This is a genomic window from Paenibacillus sp. 1182, assembly GCF_017833915.1.
In the GTDB taxonomy this organism is placed as follows: Bacteria; Bacillota; Bacilli; order Paenibacillales; family Paenibacillaceae; genus Paenibacillus; species Paenibacillus polymyxa_D.
This window is the reverse complement of sequence record NZ_JAFICR010000002.1, coordinates 551,068-574,375: the sequence shown is the minus strand read 5'-3', so window position 1 is coordinate 574,375 and position 23,308 is coordinate 551,068. Positions and strand designations below refer to the sequence as shown.

The 23,308-nt window shown below is 45.9% G+C and carries 13 protein-coding genes; 3 read left to right on the top strand and 10 right to left on the bottom strand.

Annotated features, from left to right (window positions below; genetic code table 11):
* Positions 1–78 precede the first annotated feature (78 nt).
* The 7 genes from JOD82_RS05525 to JOD82_RS05495 form a co-directional block, all read right to left on the bottom strand.
* The gene (locus tag JOD82_RS05525; protein ID WP_069010699.1) at positions 79–1,419 is read right to left on the bottom strand and encodes a lanthionine synthetase C family protein; all 1,341 of its coding nucleotides are present in this window, start codon (positions 1,417–1,419) and stop codon (positions 79–81) included.
* Between the two features lie 3 nt (positions 1,420–1,422).
* Positions 1,423–4,635: a lantibiotic dehydratase gene (locus JOD82_RS05520; RefSeq protein WP_069010698.1), complete on the bottom strand. Its 3,213-nt coding sequence runs from the start codon at positions 4,633–4,635 to the stop codon at positions 1,423–1,425.
* A gap of 74 nt (positions 4,636–4,709) precedes the next feature.
* The gene (locus JOD82_RS05515) at positions 4,710–4,874 is read right to left on the bottom strand and encodes an FDLD family class I lanthipeptide (RefSeq protein ID WP_176715693.1); all 165 of its coding nucleotides are present in this window, start codon (positions 4,872–4,874) and stop codon (positions 4,710–4,712) included.
* A gap of 101 nt (positions 4,875–4,975) precedes the next feature.
* On the bottom strand, positions 4,976–5,866 hold the full coding sequence (galU, locus tag JOD82_RS05510) for a UTP--glucose-1-phosphate uridylyltransferase GalU (protein ID WP_069010697.1): 891 nt from the start codon (positions 5,864–5,866) through the stop codon (positions 4,976–4,978).
* Between the two features lie 195 nt (positions 5,867–6,061).
* Complete coding sequence (locus JOD82_RS05505; RefSeq protein ID WP_209947885.1) at positions 6,062–8,572, bottom strand: U32 family peptidase; 2,511 nt, start codon at positions 8,570–8,572, stop codon at positions 6,062–6,064.
* Positions 8,573–9,342: 770 nt separating this feature from the next.
* Positions 9,343–11,256 carry a stalk domain-containing protein gene (locus tag JOD82_RS05500; protein WP_165146332.1) on the bottom strand — a complete coding sequence of 638 codons (1,914 nt, stop codon included), beginning with the start codon at positions 11,254–11,256 and terminating at the stop codon, positions 9,343–9,345.
* 49 nt (positions 11,257–11,305) lie between these two features.
* Positions 11,306–12,550, bottom strand: a complete 1,245-nt coding sequence (locus JOD82_RS05495) for a S1C family serine protease (protein ID WP_029514532.1) — start codon at positions 12,548–12,550, stop codon at positions 11,306–11,308.
* 359 nt (positions 12,551–12,909) lie between these two features.
* Here JOD82_RS05495 and JOD82_RS29825 point away from each other — a divergent pair, with 359 nt between their 5' ends.
* Complete coding sequence (locus JOD82_RS29825) at positions 12,910–14,535, top strand: nitrite/sulfite reductase (protein ID WP_039271414.1); 1,626 nt, start codon at positions 12,910–12,912, stop codon at positions 14,533–14,535.
* Between the two features lie 113 nt (positions 14,536–14,648).
* Here the strand turns inward: JOD82_RS29825 and JOD82_RS05485 are convergent, their stop codons facing one another.
* From JOD82_RS05485 to uvrB, 3 genes are all read right to left on the bottom strand, one after another.
* Entirely contained in the window at positions 14,649–15,860 is a 1,212-nt protein-coding gene (locus JOD82_RS05485; protein ID WP_029514534.1) for a hypothetical protein, read from the bottom strand.
* A 405-nt stretch (positions 15,861–16,265) separates the two neighbouring features.
* Positions 16,266–19,127 carry an excinuclease ABC subunit UvrA gene (gene uvrA / locus JOD82_RS05480; RefSeq protein WP_029514535.1) on the bottom strand — a complete coding sequence of 954 codons (2,862 nt, stop codon included), beginning with the start codon at positions 19,125–19,127 and terminating at the stop codon, positions 16,266–16,268.
* Between the two features lie 172 nt (positions 19,128–19,299).
* A complete protein-coding gene (gene uvrB, locus JOD82_RS05475) occupies positions 19,300–21,291 on the bottom strand; it encodes an excinuclease ABC subunit UvrB (protein ID WP_029514536.1) in 1,992 nt (663 codons plus the stop codon).
* Between the two features lie 208 nt (positions 21,292–21,499).
* Between uvrB and JOD82_RS05470 the strand changes: the two genes are divergently transcribed.
* The gene (locus tag JOD82_RS05470) at positions 21,500–22,327 is read left to right on the top strand and encodes a flagellar motor protein (protein ID WP_029514537.1); all 828 of its coding nucleotides are present in this window, start codon (positions 21,500–21,502) and stop codon (positions 22,325–22,327) included.
* Positions 22,311–23,126 carry a flagellar motor protein MotB gene (locus JOD82_RS05465; protein ID WP_039271420.1) on the top strand — a complete coding sequence of 272 codons (816 nt, stop codon included), beginning with the start codon at positions 22,311–22,313 and terminating at the stop codon, positions 23,124–23,126. Before JOD82_RS05470 ends, JOD82_RS05465 begins: the two co-directional genes overlap by 17 nt.
* Positions 23,127–23,308 lie beyond the last annotated feature (182 nt).

Genomic DNA, 23,308 nt, shown 5'->3' with positions numbered 1-23,308 from the left:
CACCCACCAAAAAAGGAACGCAGAAGTTTTTCACTTCTAGCGTTCCTTCCTTTATATCCTAAGTTTTACTTCCTTCCGCTATGTGATTAATAAGCTTCTTCCCCAAATACTTTCCTCGGACTCTAGAGTATCTAGTAAAGTCATAACAATGCCTGCAACCCCATCCAATACGCCTACGAAATCCAAATGTTTGACCGATTGAGTATCCTTTACGATATCCCAAAAACCGAATGCTGCCCCTCTATCGAACATGTTAACGACTTCTAAAAGCAAGCCCTGAGCATAATCACGCAACTCGGCATCTCCCGTATCCAGATACATCTGATGCGTGAGCTTTATTAATCCCGAATATCCATGACATACCGATGGAGAATATATGCTCCAACGTTCACGGGGACGTGCGTATATGGATTTGAAAGCATCCACAGCGAGCGCCTCTAATTTTTCGTTCTCCAGAGCCCTCCCTGCTAGCCATAAGCTCCTGGCAACCCCTGGAGTTCCATAACACCAGGCTTCACGTTCTGTTTCATCGAAAATAATTCCATTCATATATTCTCTATAGCTTATATTATTGGGCCAATACCACCCAAAATCATTCTGTTGCTTCCAATGACTCAACCATGAACCGAAGCGTTCTATTGCCTTTTTATGTCCTGACACTCTCACATCGTGATGCCAAGCTATTGATAGTAAGGCCAACGGTCCAGGAATTCCATGAGCCAACCCCATGTTGAAGTATCCTTCAGGATACCTCTGCTGCTCATGTGGGGGCAGATTGTGAACGGGGATATACCAGCCTGGTAGAACTTCACCATTCCAAGCCCTCTCTTCACTTAACATGACAAGATATTCAAGAACATCTTTAAGGAGATCTCTCATCTCAGGCACATCTTTGAACAATAACAGGTATCTACCTATCCCACTCCATCCCGAAATAACATCATAGTCATGAAAAATGACTCCCGCTTTTAGATTATTTCTTGAACTTTCCAACAGAGCAGCACCATAACGAAGGATTAAATGATTGATCTGTTCAATAAAACTTCGGTATTTGCGCAGATTGTCAGACAGTGCGTAGGCCGTAAATCCAATACCCGATAGCCCGCTCCACAGCGATAAAGATATGTTTTCCTTCAGCTTGAGTGCTTCTCTTGTATTCACAAGATACTGATGTGCGTATCGGGTAAACGTCTCCTCGCGGAATACAGTACCCAGCCTTCCGTATAGTAGACTCACCGCTGGATAGCCACTCGCAAGACTAATCTCATCCCATTTGTAATCCAATTGTAAATCTGTTCGATTCGAGTCCGATGAGCACATTGCCGTTACGTAATCCGAATCTGCCAATCTTCTTCCAACCTCATGTACAATCTCCAAAATAGTCTGACGCAAATCTTCTGATATTCCCGTTGTAATCATGCCTCAGCACTCCTTATAATTCATTCGCTTTGTATACTTCTGAGCATGGTTTAGATGATAAAGAGCGTGGCTTAATAGTGACATTATTTTCGCCTCCTTCATTCGATCCGTGCCTAGTAATCTGTTCAGATGCATGTGAATAAAACTTTCCATAATATCCAATAAAGGTCCGTCCCAGCATGTTTCCTTTTTTTTCTGAAAGAACCTCTCCTTATATTGTTTCAGTTTTTCCCTTCGAGGTTGAAAGCGTTCTATCATAAACTCACCATAATTACAAGCTCTCAATGAACTCCATCGATCGGAAACATCGCATATCGACATGTACCATGTACGATTCTTTTGGAACTCTTTGATATGATGGTTATGCCACTCTTTCTGTTGGGACCATTCAACCTGCTTAGCTAGTGAAGGCATCCATTGATTTAACATATCAATCACACTAATCAATGCAATGTCTTCTAATGGCATATTCCATTTTTTGTTGTAGTGCAAATAAATGAATTCAGAAGCGAGCTTGGAATCTGCAGCAAAAACTTCCTCAGCCAGTTGAATGAAGCTTCCCCCCCCATATCTTTCCACCTCTTGCTCGTATGTATCATACACAAGTTGGTTTAGCAGTCCTTCCTTCTTAAGCTTGTTCGCCCACGTCTGAATAGCAGGAATCAGTTGCGCACACAACATCGCTGCATCCCCATGAAATCTCACTCGTACATGATCATCAGGATCTTTATATCGAATAATAAAATGTTGATCGACTATTTTTTGTTTTTCTGCCAGTTCACAAAAAGGTCTGAGATAATTTCCAATAAACTCCTCCTTCCGTTCAGACATACCATATAATTTAACGTACAGCCATTCACTGCCTGGAAAATAAACATCCATCGAACGGGTACTGATAGGGTTTTGCATCATATCTGGTTGAATAAGGTCCTTTGATCTCGATTGGCCTACTTTATTCGTTTTCACCAAAGGAATGACATACTCTGCAATGTGGTGTCCTTTCGTGGACTCTCCCCATACTTCACTCCACTCAAAACCGCATTCAGTCAACCATATGGAGGCTGAATCTGTAAGCTTTTGATATTTATCATATAGTTCGGATATGCAAAAATCATGTGTAGTGTCAATTAACAATCTGTTATCTGCAATAGTTATATACACGTATCTCGGAATACTCCATTCTTTTTTCAGCCTTTCAAATGCATTGCGCCAATCACTCTTGGTATGACAATTCTGGAAAGCCTTCATATCTGCATTTAAAGACCACGACGCTAATGACAGAATGGTATTGCCGTATCTTATGCGGGGAAGAAAAGGCAACTCTGATAAGTGATTCCCCCACTGAAACATTGAAACATTCCTCTGTCCTTCCTGCTCCATTTCACGCAAAAATCGATAAACATTCGGCGCTTTGTAGTAATTCAACATATTTGTGGCTACCGGGATTACCCTTTTATTCAAAGAGCGTGACATTAGATAAAAAGAGTCATGGGTACAACCTACATATAAATCGGCTAAAGAAATAGTAGACGCACGGTCATCTGTATAATCATTGGTCCCAAGGATAATCTGATGAGAACAGGAACGATTCGTTATCACAACGTTGGAATGTCTACTATTAATCGTAAGATAGATAAGCTCCGCAAAAATCACATTTGGATTTTGATCTGACTGTATTTTATAAATACTGGAGATTTGTTTTTGTGCAGAACCATCTAGAATCGGACCGAATCTCCCAAATGTTTTACCTGCACCTGTGCCGCCTGAATTGGGGTTAACAATCAATTTATAGTCCCCACCTTCGAGAGCGGTGGCATCCGAAGTGGCGACGGTAACGTACATCTCCAGTGATGGTGGAGGAGAAAGCTCCGAAGGGGCACATTCTATTTTTCTGATTTTTTCATCTGTAAGCTCAATTTCGATACTACCTTGTTTGATAGCTTCTGCAACCCAGCGTGCTAAATGTTTATCTCTGTCTGCATTCGCAGTAGACTTTTCCCAGCTACGTTTGCTCATAGGATATTTATAATCAGGAGGGGCTCCTAATCCCATATCTTCATCCAACAGTTCTAACAAGGGAATCTGACGATGTACTCCGTACTTCTCAATAAAGGCGCCTCGATAGGTCGCAAGATGCGGATTGCATACATTATTCGATAGTCTCCATAAGACTTCGGCCGCTATTGCGACCTCTTCCGCTATTTCGTGACTTAAAGTCGCGTTTGTTATAGCTGTTTCCATGTCAATTTGAAGCGGATCTTTGCTGGGGAACATTTCATTGATGCTGCTGCATATGTTCGTATATAGCTCTTCCCCCTCACCTACAGAGGTTTGATTATATTGCTGAATGTAGTTATAAATCTTCTGAATTGAGGCTTTGAGATCGTCTATGCCTGTCATGGATGCGAGTTGCCCTTTTATATATTCAAATGGCAATTCAGAATTACGTATGGATAAGGGGGGTCTTAAATTACTTATTAAAAACTCTTGTTCTACTAACTTCAATAACAAACCAAATAGTTGCTCTTGATTTATAGTCGGGAACTCTTCTTTCATTTTGTCCATTAGCTTTAAGATAGGAACGGGCTGTTTCGCGCAGTGAATAACATAGTCTACAAATTTAGAAATTCGGATTGAGCTACTTTTCATTTCATCAGAGGAATCAAAATGATCTATATAATTGAGATAAGGTAACTTCACACGTGAGCCGGAAGTATAGAGGATCGAGTTCGTACGAACTTCGACTTGTTCAACGACGTGCCTTATACGTTCCAAACCCTTTACAAGATCCATTAACCATTGCATATCTGGGCGTGCTATTTTTCGATGAAAGCTCAAGTCTCCTATTACCAGCCTGCTTTCACTTTCAAAAGAACCCATGGCAACTCCAGCAAAAACACCGTAAGGGGTAGCGCGTGTTGAAAGCCTAATCATATAATGAGCTATTGCTTTGATAATTTTATCTGCTTTCTTTGAATTTGAATTGTCCAGTATTTGATTAACAGAGTGCATTAATGAGGGACTTGCAATTAAAAGCGCTTCGCAGACAATTGGCTCTTTTACCATATGAAGCAACTTGTTACGTAAATTTTCATATGAAGGCTCATAAAATAGTTCATTGTACATCTCTACAGGCAACAACGGAATTCTAACCAAAAAAAAATCTAACGCTCTAAACAAATTCCTATTTTCATTCCTGTGTCTTATACCCTTCATAGCTAGTAGCCCTCCTTCTTTACATAAGAAAACCCCAGATATACAAAGCATATCTGGGGTTAGTTTTAACACAATTAACAGCAGTTACAAGTTACATAAGTATCGTAGCAAGCAGAGACAGCACAAGTAACAGTACCAGTACATGCCATAGTAACCGGTTCAGATGAGAAAGCATTAACCTGTAAGTCCAAATCAAGAGTGTCTTCTTGTTCCAAAACGAATAGTTCTAAAGAGTTCATCTTTGTTCCTCCTTCGATAGAATAAGAGATTATTTGGAATATTACTCTCTCATTTTAAAAGAAGAACTAAAAAATCCAAAACTTCTTTTTATCGCATACAATTACAATTTTGTTATATTTTCATCAATCCCTTCAATAACCTGTCTCATATAAGCCAGTACTTCATCCTTTATCTCGTTATGCTGTAGAGCATAATGAATGGTCGTTTCAATGAATCCCAATTTCTCGCCAACATCGTGGCGATTGCCATCAAATTCGTAGGCCAGAATGGGGCTCTTTTCTCCCAGTTTGGACAATGCGTCCGTCAGTTGAATCTCCCCGCCTACTCCCGCAGATTGCTGACCCAGGATATCAAAAATATCAGGCGTCAAGATATAACGTCCCATAATCGCCAAGTTGGAGTTGGTTTCTTCCTTCTTTGGCTTTTCTACCAATCGTTCCGCCTCAGAGATTTTGGAAGTAAGTGCATGGCCTTCAACTATCCCGTAACGATGTACCTCGTTCCAATTTACTTGTTTTACACCTACAACAGAACGCTGATACTCATCGAACACGTCAATCATCTGTTTGAGGCATGGATTCTCAGACTCAACGATGTCATCCCCTAAAAGGACGGCAAAAGGTTCGTCACCGATAAACTTACGTGCACACCATATGGCATGCCCCAACCCTTTAGGTTCCTTTTGACGAATATAGTGGATATCTGCCATCTCTGATGGTTTACGCACTTCATTGAGCAGGTTCCATTTTTCCTTCGCAGTCAAATTATGCTCCAGCTCAAAGGAGTAGTCAAAATGATCCTCAATCGCCCTTTTGCCTTTACCAGTAACGATAATGATATCCTCTATACCAGATGCAACAGCTTCTTCAATAATATATTGAATTGTTGGTTTGTCTACAATGGGAAGCATCTCTTTAGGCATCGCTTTCGTAGCAGGAAGGAACCGGGTTCCTAATCCCGCAGCAGGAATAATCGCTTTACGGATTTTCATAGGTTAAACTCCTTTGTCATCAATATAACGGTAAGATATACTGTCTATGATTATAACAGGAAGGTCAATTATTGTAATAGATTAAAGAAGAAGACATCTTCCCTCAAAGAGAACATGTCTTCCAATCACTAGCTTTCTATATAAATATATTATGCTGCCGGAATCTTTCTGGCTCCCGAACAAATATACAGTTATTTACTTCACCAGCTGACCACGTGTAACACCCAACTGATTCGTCGCTTTCAGCGTCTTCCATACTTGTGTTCCGCTGATTTCTCCGCGCAGGGCACGGTTATAAAGATCAATAACCTCATGCACTTGCTCCGGTGTCTCCTCCAAAAATTCCACGCGGTAACGGGACACGCCCAGCTCCAGGAAGTTGGACAGATATTCCGCGCCGGATTGCTCAATCGCGTTGTACACCGTGTTGCGGCAGCCTTCGTCCACACGGACCGGATGAGACATACCAATTCGATCACGCAGGGATGCGCGATGGTCCTCACATGGACGTCCACAGTTAGTGTAGTCGGTGCCTTCACTCATAAAGGTGCAGTATACGCAATGTTCAGTATGGAACATGGGCATATGCTGCTGGATCACGATCTCCAGCTTATCGGTACGCGTACGTCTGAGCATATCGACCATTTGCTGGATGTTCAGATCGTACGAAGGCGTAACCAGGTCGCAGCCGGAATCCAGGAACAGATCAGCCGCTTTATGGTTGGCTATGTTCAGCGAGAAGTCACCAATCAATTGCGGGTGATGTGCGTCCGGGTTCTCCAACCGATGTCGCAAGTAGAAATACAGTGCCCCTGGATTGCGTACCAGCACAGCATCCGGCTTTAGGCGCAGGATGTTGTTGTGGTAGCCATTTTCACCCGGCATGTGAATACGCGGGGTCGCCAGTGCAATTTGGCGGCCTGCAGCGTGCACTGCCTCTACGGCTGCCGGGAATTGCTTGATGAACTCGAAGTCGGCGTAGATGAACTCCACGCCGGCCTCGAGCGCAGCCTCCACCTGAGGGAGGCTGCGGCACAACGCGGTCAGCTCTGCCTGACCGCGTGCCACAGACGATGCCGGAGTCGATGCATCGTCATACACCTCGACCGCCCGTTTCGTGTACACGGGCGGTTTGGGACGCTCGCCCGCGAGCAGTTCCACCGCCTGACGGCGGATACCGTTCAGCTCGCGCATCGGCACGATGACGTCCCCATGCAGATGGACGTCCAGCTCTTCCAGCTGGAACACCGTTCCGCCCAGTCGGCCGAACTGCTCTTCGAGCAGCTCGTGCGTCATCGGACGCTTCTGGGCAATTTCAAGTTCCAGCTCGGAGTCCACGCGGACCGTTGTGCCTTTCTGCACGTCGGTCCACCATGTCGACAGCGGTTGTCCTGGGGAGCCGCTGACCCGCACATGTACTGGGAAGACCCGGTACGGCTTGTCCGTGTCGTACGACTGGCGCAGACGCTTGTCCAGCGCCGGGTCGTTGGTCTTCCAAATGCGATCGCCCACGTGTACACGGCGCAGATCAACATCGTTGCGTCCCGCTACGATGTCAATGATCCAGCCTTCTCCGGCTTCGCCTTCAATCTTCACGCCCTTGCGACGGATATCGTATACGCGTCCGCCTTCTTCTTTTTGCGTGGGATCTCCCGCATCGAATACAATACCATCGCCACGCTTGAGCGGTGCATCAATACGGCACACTACGCCATCACGAAGGATTTGTTCCACTCGGCCCAGATACACCCCCCGGCTTTTCGGGAACGTCCCGTCAACCAGCTTCTTGTTATTGGTTCCTTCGAGAAAACCGTGCGTAAAGCCGCGTGAAAAGCTCTGCTGCAGCTCGCGGATATCTTCTTTGCTCGTCTTGGACGTATCGCCATCAAAATACTTATCAATGGCCTTGCGGTACTTGCTGACCACATTTGCCACATATTCAGGTGTTTTCAGTCGACCTTCAATTTTAAAAGAAACCACACCCGCGTCGATCAGTTCAGGCATCAAGTCAATCGCTGCTAGATCCTTAGGCGACAGTAGATACGTCACATCCGCCATTGGTTTCTGCTCTCCATCCACCATCAGATCGTAAGGCAAACGACATGCCTGTGCACACTCACCACGGTTAGCAGAGCGGCCGCCCCACATTTCTGAAGTCAGGCATTGGCCAGAATAAGATACGCATAATGCTCCATGTACGAATACCTCCATTGGAAGTCTCGCCTGATCGCCTATTTTTTGGATCTGTTTCAGGTTGTTTTCACGTCCAAGCACGACCCGTTCCATATTGTACGGCTTTGTAAACTCTACCGCTTCCGGCGAGGTAATCGTCATTTGGGTAGAACCATGAATCGGAAAATCCGGTGAAATGTCGCGGATCATTTTCACCAGGCCCATATCCTGGACAATTAAAGCATCGACTCCAGCATCAATACAGGCATCGACCAGCTCCTTAGCGTCCTCCAACTCGTTTTCAAATACCAATATATTGAATGTTAAAAAACCTTTAACCCCATAGCTATGCAAAAACGCCATAATTTCAGGCAGTTCCTCCATGCGGAAATTATTCGCCCGTGCCCGTGCGTTGAACTTTTCCACCCCGAAAAAGATCGCATCAGCCCCGTTTGCCACCGCCGCACGCATACAATCCCAGTCACCGGCTGGTGCCAGAAGCTCAACATCTTCTCTTCGTACTACTGATTTCATTTTTGTCCTCCCTATATGGAGAAATAACTGATTAACCTTGAGTTAAACGTTATTTTCCAGAGCAGCGATGCTGCTTATTTTATAGCCCTATGAATTATCATCCTATCCGATCATCCCCACTCTGAACCACTGGCTCGAGGGATAAATGGCATCAACTCAAAAAATCCGCATCACGAACATTTGCGGCATAGTTATTCTTATCTTGTAACTAATCTAGTGTACCAGACTGCGTCCCAAGCTTCTACACTTTCCAAGCGATTCCTCATAAAAATCCTCTTACTAAAACATAAAAAACACCCCCATTCCCGTCAAACGGTACTTTGGAGGTGAAGAATCCTATAAAACAAGAGGAACAACGAAGTAATCAGTACTATCGAGCAGGAAGCCAAATAGTGATGAAGATTAGGCACTTTAGCGCGCTAGTAAGCTACACCAGCCTTTTTAGAATACGGTATCCTCGTTGACGCTAACAGCGTACCAGACAATGAATCCGAGAAAAAGGGGTTCGTATTGGCTGATCTAAGTACCGTAAATATCTGCCTTTGCTCTTCCCTGCTTACCTCACTCATCAAAAGATTGGTGGTATTTGGCGGGCGCCAGCGAAGCAGGCCATTTGAATCCGTAGAAGCGTCAGCGTTCGCCTTTGACCCGGGATTCTTACATATTAAATCCTTATACAATCCAAGAATCCCGGGTCAACAGCGATCGTAGGATCAAATGGCACGCGTAGCGCTCTCACCATAACTCGCTAATCTCTTACCTACACCCTCTTACTTCACAAAATTAAACGAATTCAACGTCGAATCCAGTGCGTTAGACTGTACAGCCGTGTTGTTCGCATCATTCAATGTCGTTGTCACGGTATACGTTTTTCCATCACGTTCTAAAACCAATTGGTGGCCTGTGTAGCCAATGCCTTCCTCGATACGATGGAATGTAAAGGACACTGCCGGAACACCAGCAAATGTTACGTCCTTAACTTCCTCAACTTTGAGGTTTTTGTAGTTCTTTGCTTGCTTATCGTAGAAGTCCTTGAGCTGGGATACCGTTAGTTCAAATGATTGGTCGTTGTCGATTTTGATGGAAAAGCGTCCTCCGGTAAACTGGTACTCTACATCGCCCAATTCAAATTGATCGCTAATCGCGGTCCAATATCGTGGGATATTCACTGTATATTCATAGGCTTTTGACGTCTTTTTGACCGTTTTCGTTTTGTCTGTCAAATAGTCGTCTTCTTCCAACTGTCCAAAGTTACTCGCTACGGTTTGAAAATCGATTTGAAGCGAGGAAATGAGCGCGTTGAACTGATCATTTCCTTTGCTTACTTTTTCAGGCACTGCGTATTCAGCCAAGTAGCGGTATCCATTTTGCTGAATCAGCACATTGTACTCTTTGACCCATCCATCGCCAAAATTATAGCGGTACTCCTGTACTAACCCTTGAACGCCTGCAACCTCCAGCGGATACGTCTTCTGTGCCTCATAAGCCGTGGACACAAATGAATCGCTCAGCCATTTTTGCAGCTGCTGGCCCCAGTTCTCCAATTTTCCATCTGCTGGAGCTGAGGTTACTTTCACACGGAAGCTCGATCCATCATTACTTTCATATTGCATCCGTTGATCGTCCATTTTCCAGCCTGCGGGTATGCTGAGTGACACACCGTAGTCTGGATTCCCGGCCTCGCGTGTGCCTCCTACGACAGTAGACAAGTCTTTAATACTTTTATCCTGCGCATTAAAGGAGGTCTTGAAGGAATTTAAAAGTCCCGCATACTGGGCCAGATCTTTATAATTCGTTGCTTTAGCATCGGAAAAATAAACTACATACAATCGTCCGTTGTCATAGTACTGACGATTTTCCCACAGCACGCCGTCCCCATCCTTCGTAATGACACGAGCATAAGGTACCTTCGCTTTCGGGAAGGATTTTCGATCGATCACAGTTTCTCCCGTTTCCTTGGCTGCCTGCACCAATTGTTGCAGCAGATCGTCCGCATTCAGTGGAACCGGCTGTGACGCTGTGTGCACTTCCATATAATACGCACTGTTCTCGTCCATAAATGTGGAAATACTCTCATCTCCACCTCCCTGACCGATGACGAGCCCTGTTGGATAGTTCATAGACCAGTCATAGTAACTGTTCCCGATCTGTGTCTTACCCTCATCATTATCAATGTTCGGTGTCTCTTCAGCTACCGTGCCTGCCTCTTCTTGTGCTTCCATCCGAATAATGATTCCGGCACCATTCTTCTCCAACTTACCGCCAAGCCCTTCTGCTACTTGACGCAGAGGCACCATGAGAATACCTGATGACATTTCCGGTGGAGCTGGAAGTGTCACCTTGTGACCTCTCACCCACGCTGTACGGCTACCAATGGTTAGCGATACAACATGAGTTCCGCTAGTGATTTTAACCACATTATCTTCAGCTAATCGAATTTTGCTGTTAAATGCCTTTTTAAACACACCAGCCGGAACCATCAGTGCACCACTTTTGGAATACGGCTTCGTAATATTGGCATTATGACCGTTCACGATGGCTGTATTGCTGCCGCTTTGCAACCGTAATTCCAGCATGGTTTTATCATGATCTGCTGCAACTGCTGGCAAAGCGGAAAGCAGAAGGGACAATGCGACAGCGCCGACCCCCAGCTTACGCATCATTTTTCTTTGAATATGCTTCACAGTAAATCTCCCTTTAGCTTTATTTTATAGATTCAAGAGGCATTATTGTTCACTTTCCAGTAGTTGCTCCTTGAGCTGGCTCCGATGCTTCCTTAGAAGGCGCTACACCACCATCTTCAGCGGCTTCCGAACCGTTCGAATCTTCACTATCTTCTCCAGACTGAATGGACTCATAGATTTCACCATTATCCTGTGTCAGTACCAGCTTGCGCTTCACAATATCACCGTCAGACTGCATAAGTACACTCACCGTTTGACCTGGTTGATAGTTTTTAAGCAGTTCATTGACATCAATAGCGGAAGCTACACGCTTACCGTTAATACTATACAGCTCATCGCCTTCCTTGATTTTGGCCTGAACGGCATTGGCTGAAGTAATTTTCGTAACTTTCAAAGGATCCTCGGTAGGTAATCCGACGATAGCTGACCAGCTTTCTTCCAGCCCTAGACCAAGACTAGCGCGCCGAACCTCTCCGTATTTGAAAAATTGGCCGATGACATATTTCACCGTATCCGCCGGAATCGAAAAGCCCATATTTTCAATGCCGACCGCCGAGAATTTCATCGTATTGATCCCAATGACCTCACCCTTGAGATTGACCAGCGGACCGCCGCTGTTACCAGGATTGATCGCGGTATCACTTTGGATCAAACGATAAGCAGCGTTGACACCACGGTTCAGCCCGCTAACCACACCTGAGGTTGCCGAATTGCGAAGTGAAAAGGATATAGGCGTACCAATAGCCACTACCTGCTCCCCTACCTGTAGACTGTTCGTTGAAGCTGCCAAGGTAGCGGGTTTGAGGCCGCTTGCCTTGATTTTAACTAATGCCAAATCACTGATCGGATCGCTATAGCTGTCGGTGATTCCGTAAGATTTTCCGTCCGAGGTTACGACCACGGCATCACCTAATCCTTCGATAACATGCGCATTCGTCACAATCCATCCATCTGTACGAATGATGACACCCGTGCCGTGAGCCAGGTTGTATCGATCTCCTCCTGCTACGGTCTCTCCCGTGGCTGAACGGCCAATAATACCGACCACAGAAGGAGATACATTTTTAACCACCTGCGGCACACGACCGGCCGATAACGTATATGTACCATTTGCGCTGTTATATGCGCCGCTGGTTCCTAATGCCTTATTCATATCGCTTACGTTAACATAGACCCCACCATTAATGACTTTGGCCTTTAACGCAGTCCCACTGCTGGCTGCACCTGCCGTACCAGAAACACATAGAGCGCTGCCCAAAGCCAGAACAACTGCCCTTTTCCCCATCTTACGCATATACTCACCATTCCCTCTCTTACATGACCCTGTTCTATCAGTTAGTCCAAATCTACCATAGAGGGGACACGTATACAATCGCTTTAAGCCCTATCTTTTTCTAAAAGGCGCCGTTTGCTGCATCCCTGTCCTCTCATGCTATTTATATTATAAATTTTCCAAATCCTTATATCAAAAAAATAAGCAAAAACGATAAATAATCGTTATACCGTTTAGGTCATTCCTTCATTTACGGGCATAACCAACTATGATACCATCACATTATATCTTAGTTTTATTGTCGGAAATAAAGAATAAAATCATGAGTCCTCTATCCAAAACACTAAAGTATAAATAAGCACCTACAGGAGGTTAAAAGAATGGCCTACGAACCAATCTGGAACGCTCATCCCGATAAGCTTAACAAATTCGAGTTAGTCAAGCTGGAAAAGGACGGTCTCGACGTTATCCGTACCATTATTGAAAACTATGCCAACGAAGGCTATGACTCGATCTCTGCGGACGATATGGATCGTTTCAAATGGGCTGGGGTATATCAGCAAAAGCCCAAGGATGGTCATTTCATGATGCGAGTCCGCATCAACACAGGGATCATGACTTCAGCACAAGCACATGCACTGGCAGACATATCCGCGCTATACGGACGCGGTCTTGTGGACGTCACCACTCGCCAGGCGATTCAATTCCACTGGCTGACAGTCGAAAGCTTGCCCGATATTTTTGAAAGACTGGAAAAAGTCAACTTGTATTCCTTCGAAGCCTGTGGAGACTGCCCGCGTACCATTGTCGGTAATCCGCTGGCTGGTATTGATCCCAATGAATTGGTGGATACCCAAGAGATTGTAGATGAAGTAAACCGTTTTTTCTTATTAAATCGAGACTTCTCCAATCTGCCGCGTAAGTACAAAATGTCTATCTCCGGTAATACGTACAACAATGCACAGGCTGAAATTAACGACCTGTCCTTCACTCCGGCCACCAAGATCCTCGACGGAAAAGAAGTGATCGGCTTCCATGTGATGGTTGGTGGAGGTTTGTCCGCCAAGCCGCATATGGCACAGTCTCTGGATTTGTTTGTTCGTCCAGAGGAAGTGCTGAAGGTTGCTATTGCTGTCACCACCATTTTCCGTGATTACGGCTATCGGGAAAAGCGGCACCATGCTCGCTTGAAATTCCTCGTTGTCGATTGGGGCCCAGACAAATTTCTGGCTAAGCTCACCGAGTATATCGGTGAAATGCCCGGAAGAGGCGAGGACAAAACGATTGGCTGGCAAGCCGCCTATTTTGACGGTGTGCATCCTCAAGCCCAAAAAGGCCTGAACTATGTCGGTCTGAACGTGCCTGTCGGTCGCCTTAGCGCTGACGAGTTGCATGAACTGGCCGAACTGGCTGACCGCTATGGCGATGGTCAGATTCGTACCACGATGTCGCAAAATATTTTGCTGAGCGGCGTGCCGGATGAGCAAGTGGATGAACTACTGGAAGCTCCCGTGCTGCAACGCCTGACACCACGACCCAAGCATTTTATGAGTCGTACGGTATCGTGCACAGGAAATGAGTTTTGCAATCTGGCGATTGTGGAAACCAAAAAACGGGCGGTTGACGTTGCCGAGTATTTGGATCAGCACGTACAATTGGATGAAAAGGTGCGCATTCATTTTATCGGTTGCCCAAATTCCTGTGGTCAAAAGCATATTGCGGACATCGGTCTGCAAGGCTCGCTCATAAAGACACCGGAAGGCTTGGTCGACGCGTTCGACATCGCTGTCGGCGGAGCGCTTGGGGCAGGCGCCCAGTTTAACAAGGCGCTCAAAGGTCGCGTACGTGGGGATCAGGTTGGACCTGTGCTGGCGGAGCTCATTCTGTTCTACAAAGAAAACAGGAGCGCTGGCGAAAGCTTTTACGCATATGTACAGCGTGTAGGTATTCCGACTTTCCAGGAAAAGCTGTCTGCCATTTTACAGTCCAGCCACGTTGCATCCTAAATATAGAGCCTATTAACAGCCTGCTTGTATCCCATATACAAGCAGGCTGTTTCTTATCGCCATACAGCCCCGCAATATCGTCTCCCTCACTTTCACAAAAAAAAGACACCGGATTACTCCGGTATCAATATTTTTGCAAAATCAAGCACTGTCGGTTTATGAGCGCCTGTTGTAGATGTCACCACCGCGTAGCCTGAAGGTATCTTATATATCAATCCCGTATCATACCGGATGCCGAAGGAATTGTCCTCCTTATAATGAGTCCTCGTTTCCCACACCTTCGTACCGTTTTCTTTCAAGCCTGTAATGGTGATGCCATGCATCTTCGTCGTTTTCCCCAGTGGATCATATTGATCACTGAACTGGACATACAGCTGCTCCTCAGGCAGATACACCTGGTCAGCCCCGTAGTCCGCTGTATTGCTAAATAATTGCAGACTATTACTTAGCACCTGTGTACGCTTGCTGTTTCCTTTAAGCCCTGTTACAGCAATATGACCGCTCGGCAACTCACGTACTGCGGCAATTTCTTTACCTGATCCCAAGTCCAGATGGATGTCACGGATATCGCGACCATATACATCTGCTTGTACCCCCACGGGACCATCTGAGCTGTTCAAAAGCGCATAATATCCATTGTGACTGCCGACCAGCCAACCCGAGGTCACTCCGGCCGTCGTTCGATTCCATTGTATATCGCCAGTTTCAGTGTATTTGAGTACAGTGAAGGACTGTTCCGCAAGGTTCAGATAGGAGACCAGGAAACCGCCATCCTCCAGTGGCTCCAAGCCAACCTGAGAATCCTCCCCATGAGATATCAAGCCATCTGTGGGTAATGTTTTGGACCACAAGGTGTTTCCATCCTCGTCCAATCGTGAAGCCTGCAACTCTCGTATTCCGTTCGGTTTTGTATATTCAATCAGAAACAGCAAGCCACCATCCGACGTCTCCCGCTGGACTCCCCTGCTGCTTGTTCCAGGCTGTACGTTCAGATCCTGCTGATGTTTCCATACAGCCTCCACAGAACTGTCCAGCTTGCCATATGTGACGTGTACTACACTTGCTTCTGTATCGTCCTCGACGTTCAGCGTTAAAAACCCACCATTTGCTGTGGGTTGAATGTAATTGTGAGCGTTTCCTAAATCCTTAATACTGCCAATGGCCGCACTTGTTTCGATTTCGGCTTGTTTGGGCACAAACGCCTCGGACACCTCGGAGGCATAGGACGGTGCAGCACTATATCCCATCAAGCATGCCGCCAAAGCAGCTCCTGCTGCCCATGTATACACACGTGTACGTAAAACTCTACTTTGCTTAACCTTCAAGCGTTCCAGCTCCCTTCATGACTTCCTCAGAGATGTTGTATGAACCTTAGATGTGATAAAACTAGAGACGGTTTCGCTTCAACTTGTAATGGTGTCACGTGGGCACGGAACTTTGTATGATGCTATGACGATTTATATATTTACCTCTTCAAGTCCGAACCTAAACATCCAAAACTCCAAAATTTAGAGACTACTCAGAGACTTTCTGTCGATGAATATACGTATAGATTTATTATCCCAGCGCTTGGTAAACTACGTGTCACATGCTTTAACGCAGGAATTTGATAAAAGTTTTCTTTTTTTACAAAAAAAATAAAGCCCTGCCAAGGCGAAGGCATAAATACAGTAGTTCGTATTCTGCCTTCCTGCCTGTGCAGGGCTTTTAAAGCGTACGTTAAACGATATCTATAGATCGACTGTCTGAAGCGCTTGGCTACGCTCTGTATCCCGTTCAAGGATCGGCTTTAAGTATCGACCTGTATAGGATTCTTCGACTTTCACGAGTTGCTCCGGTGTCCCGGTAGCCAAGATCGTTCCACCGCCACTTCCGCCTTCCGGTCCCAAATCAATCAGATAATCGGCTGTTTTAATCACATCCAGATTATGCTCAATGACCAGCACCGTCTCTCCTGAATCAACCAAACGATGCAGCACCGTCAATAATCGATCAATATCGTGAACATGCAGACCAGTTGTCGGCTCATCCAAAATATAAATGGTTTTGCCTGTGCTGCGACGATACAATTCGGAGGCCAACTTCACACGCTGTGCTTCACCGCCAGACAAGGTAGTCGCAGGCTGACCCAGCTTGATATACCCCAAACCTACATCCATCAGCGTCTGGATCTTGCGATGAATCTTCGGAATATTTTCAAAAAACTCCGTCGCATCCTCTACCGTCATCTCCAGCACATCGGCAATACTTTTTCCTTTGTATTTAACCTCCAGGGTCTCCCGGTTGTAACGCTTGCCTTTGCACACTTCACATGGAACATACACATCTGGCAGAAAATGCATCTCAATCTTGATGATGCCGTCGCCTCTACAAGCTTCACAACGACCTCCCTTAACGTTAAAGCTAAAGCGGCCTTTCTTGTAGCCTCGTACTTTGGCCTCGTTCGTCTGCGAGAATAAGTCACGGATATCATCAAATACACCAGTATACGTTGCAGGATTGGAACGCGGTGTACGGCCAATTGGCGATTGATCGATCTCAACAACCTTTTCGATATGCTCTAGCCCGCGAATTTCTTTGTGCTGCCCTGGACGCACTCTCGCCCGGTTCAGATCACGCGCCAACGTTTTGTACAAAATTTCGTTGACCAGCGTCGATTTTCCAGAGCCGGATACACCAGTAACAGCCGAGAAAACACCCAACGGAATTTTGACATTCACATTTTTGAGATTGTTCTCCTTAGCTCCGCGAATCTCCAGCCACTTATCAGCAGGCTTGCGCCGCTCGGTATTGACCGGAATGAACTTGCGTCCGCTCAAATACTGCCCGGTTAAGGAATTCGGGTCTTCCATAACTTCCTGCGGGGTCCCCTGCGACATAATCATCCCACCGTGGATTCCAGCTCCCGGCCCGATATCAATGATATAGTCCGCCGCCATCATCGTATCTTCATCATGCTCCACCACGATCAAGGTATTGCCAAGATTCCGCATATGCTCCAAAGCACTAATCAGACGATCATTATCTCGCTGATGCAGCCCGATACTAGGCTCGTCCAAAATATAAAGCACACCCATCAGACTGGACCCGATCTGTGTCGCCAATCGGATACGCTGTGCCTCACCGCCTGACAACGTGCCTGCCGCACGGCTTAAAGTCAGGTATTCCAGACCCACGTTAACGAGGAATCCCAGTCGGCTGTTAATTTCTTTTAAAATGAGATTGGCAATCGACTTCTCCTTCTCACTCAGCTCCAGTGTATGGAAAAAGTTTGAGGCTTCACCGATAGACAGGGCTGTTACATAAGCAATATTGCGCTCTTGAATGGTTACCGACAGGCTTTCTTTTTTCAGTCGATGTCCCTTACAGGTGTTACATGGCTTTGCACTCATAAAGCCTTCAATAAATTCACGTATGCCCTCAGAAGCCGTATCACGATACCGACGCTCCAAGTTGGGGATAATCCCCTCAAAGGTCACATAGGCTTCCTTACGTTGACCAAAATCATTTTCATAGCGGAAACGGATCTTCTGCTCACCCGTTCCATGTAAAATGAGGTTCATTTGTTCTGTCGTCAATTGACTAACAGGAATGTCCTGTGGAATACCGTAGTGCTCGCATACTGACTGTAAAAATTGAGGATAATAAGTGGAAGTTCCCCCACTCCAAGCCTGAAACGCCCCATCTTCCACACTTTTTTCAGGATCGGGAATGAGCAAATCAGGGTCAACCACCATTTTAACTCCTAACCCATCGCAATCCGGGCAAGCGCCGAACGGACTATTAAAGGAAAACATCCGCGGAGACAGTTCATCTATGCTGAATCCACAAATAGGACATGCAAAGTTGGAGCTGAACCGCAACTCCTCTTGCCCCATAATGTCTACAAGCAACTGCCCGCCTGAAAGATTCAATGCCGTCTCAATAGAGTCAGACAGACGCGCACGCACATCTTCCTTGACAACGATGCGGTCTACGACCACTTCAATCGAGTGCTTCTTATTCTTTTCCAACTCAATCTTCTCAGACAATTCACGCAGTTCGCCATTCACACGTACCCGCACAAAGCCCTGCTTGGCTATATCCGTAAACAGTGTTTTATGCTCACCTTTGCGACCCGATACCAATGGAGCTAGGATTTGCAGTCGTGTCTTCTCAGGATACTGCAAAATGCGGTCTACCATCTGTTCGACGGTCTGTGACGTGATTTCAATGCCATGTTCAGGACAATGAGGATGACCCACCCGGGCAAACAACAACCGCAGGTAGTCATAGATTTCGGTAACTGTTCCGACAGTAGAACGCGGATTCCGACTTGTTGTTTTTTGGTCAATGGAAATGGCAGGAGACAGACCGTCAATCGAATCAACGTCCGGCTTCTCCATTTGCCCGAGAAATTGACGGGCATACGCAGATAAAGATTCCACATACCTCCGCTGCCCTTCCGCATAGATCGTATCGAAAGCCAGTGACGATTTACCTGAGCCGCTAAGCCCTGTCAGGACGACGAACTTGTCCCGTGGAATCGTCACGTCAATATTTTTGAGATTATGCGCGCGTGCGCCTTTGATGATGATGCTTTCATTCGCCAAATGTTTCATCTCCTTAGCCGTAGTTCACGTCATGCTATATCGCATTGGATTATCCCATGGAAGTGATATATCGCAAAGAGAACGACCACATAGGCCGCCCTCACTATTTTTAAAAGCAAAGCAATCAAACATTTTATTTTCATATGTTTTGCTTCTAGCTTATTCTCAATGTTTAATCAGCTCGCAACTCCAGCAAAGCATCACGCAGCTCGGCTGCCCGCTCGAACTGTAGGTTCTTGGCGGCGTCTTTCATCTCTGCTTCCAGACGCTGAATGAGTGATTGGCGCTCCTTCTTGGAAAGTTTACCCGTCTCATTAGGAAGGTAATCATTCTTCGATTCTGCCACCTTAGTTGCTTCAATAACATCACGAATCTTTTTACGTATGGTTTGCGGGGTAATCCCATGTTCTTCATTATACTGAATTTGAATCGCACGCCGACGTTCCGTTTCCTTTATCGCTTTATCCATAGAATCGGTAATCTTATCGCCGTACATAATAACACGACCGTCACTGTTCCGTGCTGCCCGTCCGATTGTCTGTATCAGAGAGCGCTCAGAACGCAGGAAGCCTTCTTTGTCTGCATCCAAAATCGTGACCAGAGATACTTCCGGCAAATCAAGACCCTCCCGCAAAAGATTGATCCCGATTAGCACGTCGAAGGTCCCTAGACGAAGATCCCGCAAAATAGCCATCCGCTCCAACGTCTTAATCTCGGAGTGCATATACCGGACCTTGATGCCTACTTCTTTTAAATAGTCAGTCAAATCTTCGGACATCTTCTTCGTAAGTGTGGTCACCAGCACCCGTTCTTCACGTTCTATGCGAAGCCGTATTTCATTAATAAGATCGTCAATCTGCCCCTTGCTCGGACGCACCTCAATAATCGGATCAAGAAGCCCGGTAGGACGAATAATCTGCTGCACCATCGTTTCGCACTTCTCCATCTCATAGGGTCCTGGAGTAGCTGATACATAGATAATCTGACTTACCTTGTCCTCAAACTCTTCAAACTTCAACGGGCGATTATCCAATGCAGACGGCAAACGAAAACCATGATCCACCAGTACATTCTTACGTGCTTGGTCACCGTTATACATGGCACGAATCTGCGGCAATGTAACATGGGACTCGTCAATGACGATCAGCATATCATCCGGGAAATAATCCATTAGCGTATATGGTGTTGCTCCTCGCTCACGGAATGTCAGTGGACCTGAATAATTCTCGACACCGGAACAAAAACCAACCTCTTTCATCATCTCGATATCATAGCGGGTACGTTGCTCCAAACGTTGCGCTTCTAACAGCTTCCCTTGCTCCTTCAACTCTGCTAACCGCTCTTCAAGCTCACGTTCAATGTTGACCAATGCTACCTTCATCGTATCCTCATGAGTAACGAAGTGAGATGCCGGGAAAATAGCAATATGATCACGTTCACCGATCAATTCACCTGTAAGCACATTAATCTCGGTAATTCGTTCAATTTCATCCCCGAATAGTTCTACACGTATAGCATGTTCCCCATGGGAAGCCGGGAATATTTCAACAACATCCCCCCGTACACGGAAAGTACCCCGCACGAAGTTGATATCGTTCCGCTGATATTGAATATCGACCAAGCGGGACAAAATCTGATTGCGGGGTTTCTCCATGCCAACTCTAAGCGAAAGCAGCAGACTTGAATATTCTTTCGGCGAACCCAAACCATAAATGCAGGAGACACTCGCTACAATAATAACGTCACGACGCTCAAACAGAGAGCTTGTCGCTGAGTGGCGAAGTTTATCAATCTCCTCATTGATGCTGGAATCCTTCTCAATATACGTATCGGAAGACGGGATGTATGCTTCCGGTTGATAGTAATCATAGTAGCTGACAAAATAATCGACGGAGTTATTCGGAAAGAATTCTTTAAACTCACTCGCCAGTTGAGCAGCCAAAGTCTTATTATGTGCAATAACCAGCGTAGGCCGATTTAACTTGGCAATGGTTTGTGCGATGGTAAACGTCTTACCTGTTCCCGTAGCACCCAATAGCGTTTGATGCTTCTTTCCTTCTGCAATTCCCTCTACCAATTCAAAAATGGCCTGGGGCTGATCGCCTTGAGGTTGGAATTCCGACTGAATTTCAAAAGTCTTATCGCTAACAACGATATCACTCATTGCCCTGCATCACCCTTATCGTCTAAAATGGAAACATCATGATTTTACACCAGTCGAGCTTTAACGTCTTTACCTGTAACTCTATGTCGATATTTCCCGAGCAATGATACTTGGGAAATATGGTTGGATAAGAATGTTTGTTCCCGTATTATACCTCTTTCTTACTGCGGATGCAAACGATAAGTCTTGAATAGGAGTGAATTAAATTTTGGATATCACCATCGTATTGGGCATCATCGCAGGAATCATAGCATTAATCGGTGGCTTCTTATGGGAAGGCGGCGAATTTACCGGGCTGCTTCAAGGTACATCGGCTCTCATTGTATTTGGGGGAACTTTCGCCGCAGTTGTGATCAGCTACCCCGCTTCCAAGCTGAAGACGATCCCCACCGCTCTACGGATGGCATTTAGCCGTGAGGACAATCCTACGGAGCAATATATAGAAGATTTGGTTTCCATGGCTGCCACCTCACGCCGATCCGGTGTGCTTGCGCTAGAGCGTATTTCGTCAGAGCATCCGAATGCATTTTTGCGCGAAGGTCTTCAGTTGGTCATCGACGGCACCGAGCAGGAACAGATCAAACAGATTTTAGAGCTTGAGTTAGATGCCATTGAACACAAACATGAGGGGTACGCCAAAATATTTGAATCCGCAGGCGGTTATGCCCCTACGATGGGGATTATCGGTACTGTCATGGGCCTGATCCATGTACTGGGCAGCCTGACCGAGCCTACTGCGCTTGGTCCGTCCATTGCTGTTGCCTTTATCGCAACCCTATACGGCGTTGCTAGCGCCAATCTGATCTTTCTGCCCATCGCATCCAAAATAAGAGCAGCCAGTGAGAGTGAAATTATCACGATGGATTTACTGCTGCAAGGTATTCTGGCTATCCAAAACGGAGAGAATCCAAAGCTTGTACGCAAAAAGTTGGAGTTCTTTATCCGCTCAGAGCAAAATATAGATCGCAAACCGCCTCGTCGCTCACGCACTGAGGACGCATCTCCAAAGGAGGACTTCCATGAGAACGCGCGGTAAGCGCCGTGGGGGTCAAGGAGGCGGCGGAGACCATCGTGACCGCTGGATGATTACCTATGCCGATCTAATCACCCTGCTGCTCATATTTTTCGTTGTGATGTATGCCATGAGTAGTTTGGATGCTAAAAAATACGATGTCGTTGTTCAATCCCTTCAGGATACGTTCCACAAGGGAGATTCTATTTTGGAGCAAGGCTCGGGCATTACAGGTACTGCCGATCGTTATACCAGCAAGAATCCACCCACGACCAAGCAACCAGCAGCCGATAAAAAGGAAACTGGATCGACAAAGCTTACCGAACGTGAACAAGCATTCCGCACGCAGGAAAAAGAGCTGCAAAATTTAATGGGTGTCATTCAAGAATATATTACGGACAACAAACTGGAAAATCAGATTTTTGTGTCAGACCAGCCGCGTGGTATTGTCATTACGCTGAATGACCGCTTTTTATTCGATCAAGGTAGAGCTGCACTCAAGCAAGGCTCTGCCAACACACTATCCAAGTTGGCCAGTCTATTTCGAGATTTGAAAACACCGATTAGCATTGAGGGCCATACGGACAACATTCCGTTCACGCGCTCATCGAACTCATCGATGTATAAGGATAACTGGGAGCTTTCCGGCGCACGGGCACTGTCTGTACTCCGATTCTTTCTCGACCGAGAGCAACTTTCACCCTCAGGATTTCAGTATGCAGGTTATGCAGATACCCGACCGGTTGGTGACAATAGCACCGAAGCTGGACGACAAAAAAACCGCCGTGTCGAAATCACCGTACTACGCCAACTTCAACAGTAAAACCCAAAAACCTCCTGAGTCACGTAATAACGTGAATCGGGAGGTTTTTTTGATACATATTCATCATTAATACATGGCTTCCGCCTGATGTAGACGCAGAACAATAAACCGTACGAACAACGTGGATAAGAGCAGCGTACGAGATGCAATAGAGATTATTTTGTTTATTCTATATCCCACTA